The sequence below is a fragment of the Pseudomonas sp. TUM22785 genome, assembly GCF_028198105.1.
Lineage (GTDB): Bacteria > Pseudomonadota > Gammaproteobacteria > Pseudomonadales > Pseudomonadaceae > Metapseudomonas > Metapseudomonas solani.
In genome coordinates this window covers 1,454,654-1,466,303 of record NZ_CP116239.1, presented here as the reverse complement: position 1 = coordinate 1,466,303, position 11,650 = coordinate 1,454,654, and the positions used below count along the sequence as shown (strand labels likewise).

11 protein-coding genes are annotated in these 11,650 nt (G+C 68.6%); 2 read left to right on the top strand and 9 right to left on the bottom strand.

Going from position 1 to position 11,650, the window contains the following annotated elements:
* Nucleotides 1-4 precede the first annotated feature (4 nt).
* Both PI990_RS06890 and PI990_RS06885 read left to right on the top strand, forming a co-directional pair.
* Nucleotides 5-2,800, top strand: a complete 2,796-nt coding sequence (locus tag PI990_RS06890; RefSeq protein ID WP_271660165.1) for a M66 family metalloprotease — start codon at nt 5-7, stop codon at nt 2,798-2,800.
* A complete protein-coding gene (locus tag PI990_RS06885) occupies nt 2,778-3,308 on the top strand; it encodes a hypothetical protein (RefSeq protein WP_271660164.1) in 531 nt (176 codons plus the stop codon). The genes PI990_RS06890 and PI990_RS06885 overlap by 23 nt, the downstream gene beginning before the upstream one ends.
* A 13-nt stretch (nt 3,309-3,321) precedes the next feature.
* Here PI990_RS06885 and PI990_RS06880 read toward each other — a convergent pair whose 3' ends face one another.
* The 9 genes from PI990_RS06880 to PI990_RS06840 form a co-directional block, all read right to left on the bottom strand.
* Nucleotides 3,322-4,578 (bottom strand): Nramp family divalent metal transporter, encoded by a 1,257-nt coding sequence (locus tag PI990_RS06880; RefSeq protein WP_271661272.1) that lies wholly within the window; start codon nt 4,576-4,578, stop codon nt 3,322-3,324.
* Between the two features lie 171 nt (nt 4,579-4,749).
* A complete protein-coding gene (locus tag PI990_RS06875) occupies nt 4,750-5,250 on the bottom strand; it encodes a hypothetical protein (protein WP_021218681.1) in 501 nt (166 codons plus the stop codon).
* A gap of 129 nt (nt 5,251-5,379) precedes the next feature.
* A complete protein-coding gene (locus PI990_RS06870) occupies nt 5,380-5,682 on the bottom strand; it encodes a ribbon-helix-helix domain-containing protein (protein WP_021218680.1) in 303 nt (100 codons plus the stop codon).
* Nucleotides 5,683-6,232: 550 nt separating this feature from the next.
* Nucleotides 6,233-6,814: a DJ-1/PfpI family protein gene (locus tag PI990_RS06865; RefSeq protein WP_263400466.1), complete on the bottom strand. Its 582-nt coding sequence runs from the start codon at nt 6,812-6,814 to the stop codon at nt 6,233-6,235.
* 88 nt (nt 6,815-6,902) lie between these two features.
* Nucleotides 6,903-7,466 carry a DUF2846 domain-containing protein gene (locus PI990_RS06860; RefSeq protein ID WP_271660163.1) on the bottom strand — a complete coding sequence of 188 codons (564 nt, stop codon included), beginning with the start codon at nt 7,464-7,466 and terminating at the stop codon, nt 6,903-6,905.
* A 77-nt stretch (nt 7,467-7,543) separates the two neighbouring features.
* Nucleotides 7,544-8,701: a phospholipase D-like domain-containing protein gene (locus PI990_RS06855; RefSeq protein ID WP_184488771.1), complete on the bottom strand. Its 1,158-nt coding sequence runs from the start codon at nt 8,699-8,701 to the stop codon at nt 7,544-7,546.
* Entirely contained in the window at nt 8,698-9,279 is a 582-nt protein-coding gene (locus PI990_RS06850; RefSeq protein ID WP_184488749.1) for a YceI family protein, read from the bottom strand. Before PI990_RS06850 ends, PI990_RS06855 begins: the two co-directional genes overlap by 4 nt.
* Before the next feature lie 120 nt (nt 9,280-9,399).
* Entirely contained in the window at nt 9,400-10,707 is a 1,308-nt protein-coding gene (locus PI990_RS06845; RefSeq protein WP_271660162.1) for an OprD family outer membrane porin, read from the bottom strand.
* A gap of 137 nt (nt 10,708-10,844) precedes the next feature.
* Nucleotides 10,845-11,615 (bottom strand): IclR family transcriptional regulator, encoded by a 771-nt coding sequence (locus PI990_RS06840; RefSeq protein ID WP_271660161.1) that lies wholly within the window; start codon nt 11,613-11,615, stop codon nt 10,845-10,847.
* Nucleotides 11,616-11,650 lie beyond the last annotated feature (35 nt).

Below are 11,650 nucleotides of genomic sequence, written 5' to 3'. Positions count from 1 at the left end.
GAACATGTTGCGCAAGATCGTTCTTATCTACGGATTGCTGAGCCTGGCCGGCTGCCTGGACCTGGGCGGCGGCGGAGGTGGCGGGGGCAGCAGCGCCGGCTCGGGCGGCTCCAACACCGTCACCACCCCGCCCACCCAGCCGGGCACCCCGCCCGATACCGGCAGCCCCGAAGAACCGGTCACGCCCCCCGTCACCCCGCCTGTGACCCCACCGGTCACGCCACCGGGCGACCGCTTCCCCGAGCCGAGCGCAGCCGTGGTCGACGAGGTGAACGCCTTGGGCTTCTACGACCAGACCGCCGATGGCCAGACCCGCCCCGTGCGCAACGACCTGAACGGAACCCTCGCCGCCATGCTGCAGTTCGTGCAGAGCCACTCGGTGGACCCGCAGGACAACGAAGCGAAGAACATGCCGCGCCTGACCAGCGAGCGCGAAGCCCTGCTGCTGGTCACCCCGGCCCCGGAGCAACCGCTGCCCAGGTCCATGCGCGTGCAGGTGCTGGTGGACGGCGCCCTCAAGGGTGAACTCGCCCTGCGCCACCCCGACGAGCTCTACCGTGCCGACCGCACCGGCAGCGACGCCCGCCCCGACGTGGTCTATTCGCGCCGCGCCTGGTCCGCCGTGCTGCCCTGGAGCTGGGTGGTGCCCGGCATGAGCCTGCAGGTCAGCGATGACCAGGGCCGCACCGGCCAGCGCAGCGCCGAAGCCTTCGACTTCGCCCCGCCCGCCGAGCTGCTGGTCCAGGCCATCCGCATCGGCATGCTGAGCAACGAGGTTCCGGGCGGCCAGCACTGGTTCAACAGCCAGCCGGCACAAGCCGCCACCGACTACTTCCAGACCGTGCCCATCGCCCGCCTGGTGGCCAGCCAGTACGAGAACGTGCTGCTGCGCAAGGTGATGGTGGCCAACGGCACGATCTACGACGCCGACCTCGGCCAGGTCAGCGCCACCACCGGTGACGTCTACAGCGGCGACATGCGCGAGAACACCGCCAAGTCCACCTTCAGCACCGGCATCAACCTGGCCAACTGGGGCATCACCAGCGCCGGCATGGCCAGCCAGGAGCAGCCGCAGCTGACCAACTCGGCGGTCATCCACCATGCCCGTGGCCAGTACGCCAACGGCCCCGTCAACCACGGTCTCAGCGGCGGCAACGGCATCCTCACGCTGATCGACTCGGTGGGTAACGAATTCAGCCACGAGATCGGCCACCACTACGGCCTGGGCCACTACCCGGGGCAGAGCGGCGACAACTACTTCTGGTCCGGCCATCACCACGACAGCGGCTGGGGTTACATCGCCTACCGCAAGCGCATGCGCGCCAACCTGCACTGGACCCGCGCCAAGACCGGCGGCCTCAACGGCATGCCCATCTACGTCGATGCCTACAGCTTCGCCACCGACGCCATGGCCGGCGGCAACTACGCCAGCGGCCTGTCGCACTACACCCACTACACCGGCTACAGCACCCGGCAGAAGATCCAGCCGGCGCTGAACCGCGCGGTCTGGGCGGCGGATTCCGCCACCGGCTACCGCAAGTGGGACGCCAGCACCCGCAAGATGGAGGTGTTCCAGCCGAAGACGCCGACCTCCAGCAACGTCTGGTACAACAGCGCCGACGGCAACTACCGCAAGCCGCGGCTGTTCGGCGTCCCGGTCATCACCCTGCTCGGCGGCTACGACCCGGTCACCCACGACGCCGTGCTCTACCCGGCGCTGCGCGGCAACTGGGGCCAGGTCTACGACCTGCCAGCACCGAACGCCGCGGCCACCAGCCAGCAATGCTGGCTGGAGGTCAGCTTCGCCAGCGGCGCGACCCAGCGCATCGCCGTCGCCCCGACCCGCCTGGGCAGCAACGCCAACAAGCTGCACGTCAACCTGGCGCAGGCCGAGCAGCCCACCGCGGCGGCCCTGCAGTGCCGCGACACGGCTGGAGCCGCCACCACCGAGCTGGCCAGCCTGATCATTCCCCAGGGCCTGCCCGCCATGGCGCCGGCCGTCATCGTCGGCCGTGACGCACGCTTCGACGCCCTGCGCAACGAAGAGCTGCCCAAGCTCGACAACGCCCTGGCCGCACTCGCCGGGCAGGCGGTGCCGGCCCTCAAGGGCGAGGCCCGGGTGCTCTACGACAGCTACAGCGACAGCCCCGACGGCCTCTCCGGCACAGCCCAGCAGGTGCTGCAGCGCCTCAACGAACAGCAGGCCAAGGCCCTGCGCCTGAACCGCTGGCTGGACGCCTACGGCAGCCGCCTGGCCAGTGACGCCGAGGCCGCCAAGGCCCTCGACACCCTGCTGGCCACCCTGCAGCTCGACCCCACCCCGCTGCTGCCAGCGGCCCAGCTGATGACGATGAACAACGGCAACTGCGTGCGCATTGAGCAGGCCGATGGCGCCTGGAAGCCCTACGTCGCCGCCAAGGCCCAGTGCACCGGGGGACTCGAGGAGAAATGGCGGGTCGACGCCAGCGGCCGCATCCACAGCGCCGCCCAGCCGGCGCAGTGCCTGACCGCCAGCGGCGACATCGGCCTCAGCCCCTGTGACAGCCAGGTGGACGCCCAGGCCTGGGACCTCTCCGCCCTGCCGCAACTCAAGTACGGCAGCCGCTGCATGGACCTCTCCGGGGGCTACCTCACCGACGGCCGCGGCAAGCTGATCACCTACGGCTGCACCGGCGGCGCCAACCAGAAGTGGTACGGGCTGACGCTCAACGACAACGGGCTGTTCCCGCTGCTGCAGAGCCGCAACCTCAACCTGTTCAGCGCCAATGCCGAGCAACGTGCCAGCAGCACCGCGCCCTAGCCCGCACCCGGGTCGCCGCAGCCTGGCGCTGCTGGCGGCCCTGTTGGCGAGCGCCCCCGCCCTGGCGGTGCAACTGCCGGGGGCACTGCTCGCCGAGCCCGCCCCGCTGTCGCTGCAACCCCCTCCCCCGCTGCGCCCCCTGGTCGGCCTCGACGGCTGGCGCCTGTACAGCGTCTTCAGCCGGGGCGACGGCCAGGGCACGGCCTCCGTCAGCCTCGACGACACCACCCTGCTGACCGTGCAGGCCGGTGTCCGGCTGCCCGGTGGCATCGAAGTGCTTGAAGTGCAGCGCGATCGCTTGCTGCTGCGGCGAGGCGCCCAGGTGGGCGAGCTGGTGATCCAGGGGCGCGCGTCCCGGGGTGCGGAGCAGTCCCCAGACACCGTCGTCGCCGAACGGGCGCCGGTCCTGCCCACGCTGCCGGCCGGCTGCGAATCCTTCGCCCAGGCGGGTGTGCCCCTGGATGAGCTGCAGGCGCTCGGTGGATGCCCCCAGGTGAACGCCCCCTAGTTGCTGGTGCTTATCAGGCCATCCAGAAATACAGCAACGTCAGGTTGGCCAGGGAAATCAGCCCGAACAGGCTCCAGGCGACAGTGGCCACCAGGCGGCTGTTGGCGAAGGGGCCCATCAGCGCCGGGTCGCTGGTGAAGCGGATCAGGGGCCACAGGGCGAAGGGCAGCTGCAGGCTCAACACCACCTGGCTCAGCACCAGCAGCTTGCCCACCGCGCTGTCCCCCAGCCAGACCACGCCGATCAGCGCCGGCACCAGCGCCAGGGCGCGGGTGATCAGGCGCCGCTGCCAGCAGGGGATCTTCGCCTGCAGGAAGCCCTCCATCACCACCTGGCCGGCGATGGTGCCGGTGAAGGTGGAGCTCTGCCCCGCCGCCAGCAGGGCGAAGCCGAACAGGAAGCTGGCCAGCGCGCCGCCCACCAGCGGGTCGAGCAGGTGGTAGGCGTCCTGGATCTCCACCACCTCGGTATGGCCGCTGCCGTGGAAGGCCGCCGCCGCGAGGATCATGATCGCCGCGTTGACCAGCAGCGCCAGGGACAGCGAGCCGATGGTGTCGAAACGGGCGAAGCGGATGGCGCTGCGCTTGCTCGCCTCGTCGTCGCCGTTGACCCGGGTCTGCACCACCGACGAGTGCAGGTAGAGGTTATGCGGCATCACCGTGGCGCCGAGGATGCCGATCGCCAGGTACAGCGGCTCCTGGCTGGAGAGCACGTCCCAGGACGGCCGCAGCCCGGCGGCGACGTCCGGCCAGTAGGGTTTGATCAGCATCAGCTCGACGAAGAAACACGCGCCTATGGTGGTGATCAACCCCAGCACGATGGCTTCCAGGCGGCGGAAGTTGGCGCCTTGCAGGGCCAGCACGATCAGCGTGTCGAAGGCGGTCAGCACCACGCCGGTGGTGATGGAAACGCCCAGCAGCAGGTGGAAGGCCAGCGCCGCACCCAGCACCTCGGCCAGGTCGGTGGCGATGATCGACAGCTCGGCGAGCACCCACTGCCCACGCGCCACGCCGGGGCGGTAGCGCTCCCGCGAGAGCTGCGCCAGATCACGCCCGGTGGCGATGCCCAGGCGCGAGCAGAGGCTTTGCAGCAGCATGCCCGAGAGGCTCGCCAGCACCACCACGAACAGCAGCGCATAGCCGAAGCGCGAACCGGCCTCGATGGCCGTCGCCCAGTTGCCCGGGTCCATGTAGCCCACCGACACCAGCAGGCCGGGGCCGACGAAGAGCATGAGCTTGCGCCCCAGGGACGCGTTGGCCGGCACCGCCACGCTGTGGCTGACGGCAGAGGGGCAGAACGGCGCGGTGGCCGTGGTGGGCAGCTTGTACATCGGGGGCGCGCCGAGCGGAGGGGATGACGCAGCTTAAACGCCGCGACGCTCTGCGCAAAAGCCCACTCGTGTGGGAGAGGGTCGGCCCTGGCAGGGGCCGACCCGGCGGGATCAGAGCTTGGCTTCCAGCGCCTTCTGGATGGCTTCGGCGCGGGCATCGACGTCGTCGACGTTGGTGTAGGGCTTGAAGTTCAGGCTCAGCACGCCGCCGTCGAAGGCCACGCCTTCGGGGTAGTTGCTGGAGGGCGCGGTGGCTTCGTCATAACGCACCACCACCTTGCTCAGCTTGGCCTTGAGTGCTTGCTTGCCCATGTCGTCCACGGCCACGGAGGCGAAGGCCTTCTCCAGCGGGGTGAAGTAGACCTGCTTCCAGAAACCGTCCTGGGTGTAGTTCTGCGACTGGTCGGGCAGCGCGATGCTGTTCCACTGCACGTCCACCGGCACCTCGAAACCAGCGGCGGTCTGGATGGCCTTCAGTTGCTCGACGTAGGGGCCTTCCTGGTAGGCGGTGATGGCACGGCGCTCGGCCAGGGACGGGTCAGCGAAAGCGCTGGTGCCGGCCAGCAGGCTGGCAGCGAGAAGGGAAGCGGAAATGAGGCGTTTGGCAGCCATGAAGAAAACTCCTGGGATCTGGGCTCCAGCCACGACGGCGACTGGTAGACGCGCGGCCAAGGCATCCCTGCCACGCGCGCGAACAGCCTAGACCGACCAGTCAGGGAATTCCGCCGACCGCCGCAAGTTTCAGCCAGCCCGTCGCGGCAAGACCGCCAGGTTGACCGGCGCGCTGCGCTGGGCCAGGTAGCGGGTGCAGCTCACCCGCAGGAAGGAGGCGAAGTTCACCACCTCGCCGCGGTAGTCCATGACTTCCTCGTAGAGCTTGGCGATCAGCTGGTTGGTGGTCATGCCGTCCACCTCGGCGATCTCCCGCAGGATGTCCCAGAACTGGTTCTCCAGGCGCAGCGTGGTCACCACGCCACGGATGCGCAGCGAGCGCGAGCGGGACTCGTAGAGGATCGGGTCGGCCTTTACATAAAGTTCGCACATGGAGCGGGTTCCTTTCTCGGGTGTGCCCTGAAAACAAGCGGTGCGCAGCAGCGCCATTCTGCATCGAACACCCCTTATGGGGTGATATCTACGGTAAGTGTTGCTGGAGGATCTTAGAGCCCAGCTGATTATCGAGCTTTGCTGATACTTTTGGTTTCGCCCACCCGGGCGAGTCCCTTTTCCAATCGTTGAAAAGGAACCAAAAAACTCGCCCCCGACATACGGGTCTGGCTGTCGCCAGACTTCCCTCACTCCATCGCTGCTCCGGGGGCCGGCGCGAAGGGCCATCCATGGCCAGTCGCGCCTCTCGTGGCATCCATGCCACTCGTCCCCCTGCGCAACGACTGCGTTCGGCCTCCTGAAAGGGGGCATTTGGCCGCTGCTCCAACTCTTTGCCCGCCCCTCACATTGATGTGCGCATCAGCGCTCTGTGCGCGGCACACCATACGGGGTGGCCTTCGTAGGATGGTGTAGAGCGAAGCGAAACCCATCAAACGGCGCCGCAGGCGGCCCCGGGAATCCACTGATCCCCGGAACGCAGGCTCGCCCCTTACAGGGTGATACGGGTGCCCAGCACTTCGAGGAATTTCGCCAGCCAGGCCGGATGCGCCGGCCAGGCGGGGGCGGTGACCAGGTGGCCGTCGACGTGAGCCTGGTCCACCGGGATGTCCACGTATTCGCCACCGGCCAGGGTCACTTCCGGGCCGCAGGCCGGGTAGGCGCTGCAGGCGCGGCCCTTGAGCACACCGGCGGCGGCCAGCAGCTGGGCGCCGTGGCAGACGGCGGCGATGGGTTTCTTGGCGGCGTCGAAGGCTTTCACCAGCTCGATCACCCGGGCGTTCAGGCGCAGGTATTCGGGGGAGCGGCCACCGGGTACCACCAGGGCGTCGTAGTCCTCGGCGCGAACCTTGTCGAAATCGAAGTTGAGGGCGAAGTTGTGCCCCGGCTTCTCGCTGTAGGTCTGGTCGCCCTCGAAATCGTGGATGGCCGTGCGCACGCTCTGGCCGGCGCGCTTGTCCGGGCATACCGCGTGCACGGTGTGGCCGACCATGGACAGGGCCTGGAAGGGCACCATGGTTTCGTAGTCTTCGACGTAGTCGCCAACCAGCATCAGGATCTTCTTCGCCGCCATGGCGGGTTCCTCCGTGTAGGGCCTTCGAGGATTCAAAGGGTAGACGAAGTATCCGCCCGCCCTCCCCACGCCGGGTAACAGGCGGCTACTACAGATCGTCCAGCGGCTCGCCGGCGGAACCGAAGCGCTGCAGCGGCTGCACCTCGTGGGTGGCGGCGATCTCGCTGGCGCCCAGCGCCGTGCCCACCAGTTGCAGCGGGCCGTCGCCCTGGGGCGGCAGCTCGGCGTTGCGCGGCGGCGGGTTGAGTTCGTCGTAGCGCAGGTAGTAGGTGGCGCCGGCCTCGGCGTCGAGGGCGAAGCTGGTGATCTCGGTGAAGTCCAGCGGGCCGCCGGCGAAGAAGGTCCAGTAGCTGCCCAGCAGCGGCCGGCGCATCTCCAGGCGGTAGCTGGCGGTCTCGAATTCCAGGGGCAGGTAGCCGTTGCTGGGCAGCGCGCCGATCAGCTCGCCGTTGAGGAACAGGCCCGGCGCCTCCAGCTCCTGGTCGGCCCAGTCGCTTTGCGGCCGGTAGAGGTAGACCAGCGCATGGTCGGCGTCGCTGGGCGTGCGCGCGGCGAAGGCCGGCCCATCGCTGGCACCGAAGAAGGCCCCGGGGGTGGAGCAGCCGGACAGCAGCAAGGCGAGGAGTGACAGGGTGGGCAGCGGACGGCGCATGGGCGCATCTCTTGTTGTGGTTATGCACAGCAGAGTAGCCGGCGCGCGGGGCACGCCGACACCCGACAAAGGTTCGGCTAGCGGCGACGGTCCAGCAGGTTGACGGCGAGGCGGTCGAGCCAGCCCCAGAGCCGCTGGTAGAAGCGCTTGATCAAGGGCCGCGCGTGCCAGGCGTCGAGGGTGATCTCGCGGCTGTCGTCGAAGTCGCGGCTCAGGCTGGCGACCACCTGGGCGGTGAAGTGGCGGTCCAGCGCTTCCAGGTTGGCTTCCAGGTTGAAGCGCAAGTTCCAGTGGTCGAAGTTGCAGGAGCCAACGCTGACCCAATCGTCCACCAGCACCATCTTCAGGTGCAGGAAGCGCGGCTGGTATTCGAAGATGCGCAGCCCGGCACGCAGCAGGCGCGGGTAGTAGCGCTGGCCGGCGAAGCGTACCGGCGGGTGGTCGGTGTTGCGGCTGGTGAGCAGCAGGCGCACGTCGACGCCCCGCCGCGCGGCCTTGAGCAGCGCCCGGCGGACCTTCCAGCTGGGCAGGAAATAGGGCGTGGCCAGCCAGATGCGCGTCTTGGCGTTGCGGATGCTGCGCACCAGGGACTGCACGATATCCAAGTGCTGGCGGGCGTCGGCGTAGGCCACCCGGCCCATGCCGATACCGGCCGAGGGTTGCGGTGGCAGGCGCGCCAGGCCCGGTGCCTCGTCGGGGCGCCAGGGGCGCCGGTGCAGGTTGGCCAGCCATTGGTAGTCGAAGATCAGCTTCCAGTGCACCACCAGCGGCCCCTCGATGGCGACCATCGCCTCGTGCCAGCGGCTTTCGGGCTCCTGGGGCTGCCAGAACTCGTCGGTGGAACCGGTGCCGCCCACATAGGCGACACGGTCGTCCACGACCAGGATCTTGCGGTGGTCGCGGTAGAAGTTGCGCACCCCGCGCCGCCAGCGCAGCGGGTTGTAGAACTGCAGCTGCACGCCGGCCAGCACCATGCGCTCGCGCAGGGCCGAGCCGAGCTTCTTGCTGCCGAAACCGTCGAACAGGCAACGCACCTTCACCCCGCGCTGCGCCGCCAGGCACAGCGCCTCGGCCAGAGCCTCGCTGCAGCGCCCGTCTTCCACCAGGTAGAGCTCCAGGGACACATGGTGCTCGGCGCGGGCGATATCGGTGAGCATCGCCGGGAAGAACTGCGGCCCGTCGATCAGCAGCTCGAAGCGGTTGCCGGCCTTCCAGGGGAAGATGTGGCCCATCAGCGCGCGGTGAAGATCAGCACGGCCCCTACCGGCACCGAGAGGCTGATGGAAGGCAGGCCGGCCATTTCGCGCAGCATGCCGAGGGAGTCGGTGAGGCCGAAGTCCTCCACCTGCAGCACCAGCGGCGCCAGGGTCACCACCTGGAAGCGGCGGTCATCCAGGCGCGTGGCCAGCAGCTCGGTGCTGTAGTCGTGCTCGCGGCCATGCAGCTTCACCTTCAACGGCAGGCGCAATTCCAGCTGGGCGCCGGGAGCCAGGTCGGTGATGGGGCGCAGGTCGAGCTGGGCGAAGACCTCCGCCTCGGGGTTGCGCTCGATCTCGAAGAACAGGTCGCGCAGGCGCTGGTCCCGCAGCGGGATACCGGTGCTCACCGACTCCAGCTCGACACGCAGGTGCGCCTTGCCACTGTCGGCGATGGTGCCGTGCAGGGTGAGGAAGCGATGCACCTCGGAAAGGTTGCCGCCCTTGGTGGAGATGAAGGACAGGCGCGAGGACTCGTTGTCCAGGTACCAGTCGGCCTGCACTGGCAGCGCAAGGGCGCCGAGCAGGGCGGGAATCAGGGGAATTAACTTGGACATGCAGGCTCCTGTCGCACAATCGCGCCACCTTAACCGGCAGCCGTTGCGCCTGCAAACCGCGAGCGCCGGGGCGGCTGGCGCTCAGGGTGGGAGGCGGCCGGGAAGACCCCGGCCAACCGATCAGAAGCTATAGACGTAGTTCAAATACAGGCGTTCCGCATTGTGGGTGATGATCCCGGCGGGCCCCCGCGAGGGGGTGAAGCGGGTCACCCCGTCGGCACGCCCCTTGGTGTGGAACTCGTTGTGCAGCCAGATCAGGCTCAGGCCATCCAGCAACCCGGCGAAGCGGTATTGCAGCACGCTCTGGAATTCCCGCCGGGAGAAGCCGTCGTAGCCAGCGGCGTGGTCGGAGAAGGCGTAGTGGCTGTCCAGGCGCAGGCGTGGCAGGCCAAGGGCCGAGAAGTCGGTGCCGGCCACCAGCTTGAACATCTCCTCGTCTTCGACACCGAACAGGTAGAACAGCTTGGCGCTGCTGTTCCAGGTGCCGTGGTCCTGGCTGAAGAAGAAGCGGTCGAAGTCGTCGCCACGCACCTTGTTCCAGGTCATGCCCAGGTAATGGTGCGGCCAGCGCATGCGCGCGGAGAGGTCGAGGTAGCGCGCCCGGTGCGAGGCGTCCGCGTCGTACAGCCCACGCACGCCCTCGCGCTCGAACAGGCGCCCGGCGTCCTGCTGGGCACCGAGGGTGGCGTAGAGATCGAGGAAGCGCTCGCCGCCCAGGCCGAAGCTGCGCTCGACCTTCGCCGAGCCCACCCGCAGGTAGTCCTCCGACTCGCTGTACTCCAGCTTCAACGCGACGAGCCCGGGCAGTTCCATACCCAGGGCGAACAGGTGCAGGGCGTCGATCTTCTGCCCGCGGAAGTTGCTCAGGTCATCCGCCCAGCCCGACTCGTTGCGCGCGCTGAAGCCGTTGATGCGGCTGTAACGCAGCTCCAGGCCGGGGCGGCGGAACTCCACATCCGCGCCCAGGGTGGAGGGCGGCAGGATGCGGCTGAAGAGTTCGTCCTGGTACTGGCCGTAGCGCCGGCTCTTCTTGCCGACGCCCAGTTGCAGCTCGCCCGGCTCGCCCTCCAGGCGGGCGCGCAGGTAGGCCTCGATCGGCTTGGCGATGCCGTGGGGCGACTGCACCGAATGGCCCGCCTCGAGGTTGCTGATGCTGGTGGCATCGCTGCCCACATGCAGGTCGTTGGCCAGGCCGTAGGCGTAGTCGAAGCCGAGCACCTCGCGGTACCAGCCGGAATTGAAGCTGAGCAGCGTGGCCTGCACCCATTCGTCCCGCACGGGGCCGACTTCGCCGCCGTTGCTCTCCTTCCAGTAGTACTGGCTGTAGCGCACGGCGAGCTTGCTGTCTTCGAGGAAGGTGCCGCCCTGGCACAGGCCGGCGAGCGTGAGGCAGGCGAGACCCGCCAGGCCCTTTTCGAGCATGTTCATCTCATGTCCTTCTTGTTGTTCTGGATGAGGTGGATGCCGTCCGGACGGGCAGGCTCCATTGTCGACCCGGGACCGGGAAGGGCAATCGAATTGGGTTCCGCCCCACGGAACGGGGCGGCGGAGTGACGCCAGTGGTTTCAGCCGAGGCTGCGTTGCAGGTCGTCGACGGCGTCAGCGAGGTCGTCCAGGTGGCGCCGGCTGACGCACTCGACGCTGTCCTGGTCCCGTGGCCAATGCAGGGCCACGCTGCCCACCAGGCGCCCCTGGCGGTGCACCGGCAAGGCCATGGCGCGGATCAGGAAGGGCAGGCGCACCGAGTACTCCCAGGAGCCCTCGATGCGCTCGCCGAAGCCCTGGTCGTGGGTCTGCCGATGGGCGAGCAGCAGCGCTTCGCCCGGCAGCGCATGGCGTTCGGCGAGGCGTTGCAGCTGTTCACCGTCCAGGGCGGCCAGGCAGGCGCGGCCCATGGCCGAATCGGCGAGGCTGGCCTTCAGCCCCACCACCAGGCGGTTGGCCGGGTAGCGCCGGCGCAGCACCTCGGGCACCGCGCTTTCCACCACGTGCAGGTCGTCGCCATCGAAGAACGACAGGTCGGCCACCAGCCCGGTGCGCTCGGCCAGCTCGCTGAGCAGGGGCGATGCCAGCTCCACCAGCTGGCGGGCGAAGCGCTGGTCCGGGTCACCGAACAGGCGCTGCGCACTGAGCCGGTAACGCCGGTCGCACAGGCCCCGGTAGAGCCAGCCCCGGTCCAGCAAGGTGTGCAGCAGGCGCGAGACCGTGGCCTTGGGCAGCCCGGTCAGGTAGTGCAGCTCCTCCAGCCCGAGCGAATCGTGTTCCCCCAGCAGCTCGACGATGGCCAGGGCGCGCTCCACCGACCGTACGGTGCCGCCTGCTTCTCTGCTTTGCATACCCGCCTCCATCACCCCGCCAACCGAGGCACCGG

What these genes read in the sequence shown, in the direction of transcription:
- PI990_RS06860 (WP_271660163.1), bottom strand. Translation starts at nt 7,466, where the DNA reads ATGCGCCGTCCGCTGCCCACCCTGTCACTCCTCGCCTTGCTGCTGTCC.
- PI990_RS06890 (WP_271660165.1), top strand. Translation starts at nt 5, where the DNA reads ATGTTGCGCAAGATCGTTCTTATCTACGGATTGCTGAGCCTGGCCGGC.
- PI990_RS06865 (WP_263400466.1), bottom strand. Translation starts at nt 6,814, where the DNA reads ATGGCGGCGAAGAAGATCCTGATGCTGGTTGGCGACTACGTCGAAGAC.
- PI990_RS06850 (WP_184488749.1), bottom strand. Translation starts at nt 9,279, where the DNA reads ATGTCCAAGTTAATTCCCCTGATTCCCGCCCTGCTCGGCGCCCTTGCG.
- PI990_RS06875 (WP_021218681.1), bottom strand. Translation starts at nt 5,250, where the DNA reads ATGGCTGCCAAACGCCTCATTTCCGCTTCCCTTCTCGCTGCCAGCCTG.
- PI990_RS06870 (WP_021218680.1), bottom strand. Translation starts at nt 5,682, where the DNA reads ATGTGCGAACTTTATGTAAAGGCCGACCCGATCCTCTACGAGTCCCGC.
- PI990_RS06840 (WP_271660161.1), bottom strand. Translation starts at nt 11,615, where the DNA reads ATGCAAAGCAGAGAAGCAGGCGGCACCGTACGGTCGGTGGAGCGCGCC.
- PI990_RS06845 (WP_271660162.1), bottom strand. Translation starts at nt 10,707, where the DNA reads ATGAACATGCTCGAAAAGGGCCTGGCGGGTCTCGCCTGCCTCACGCTC.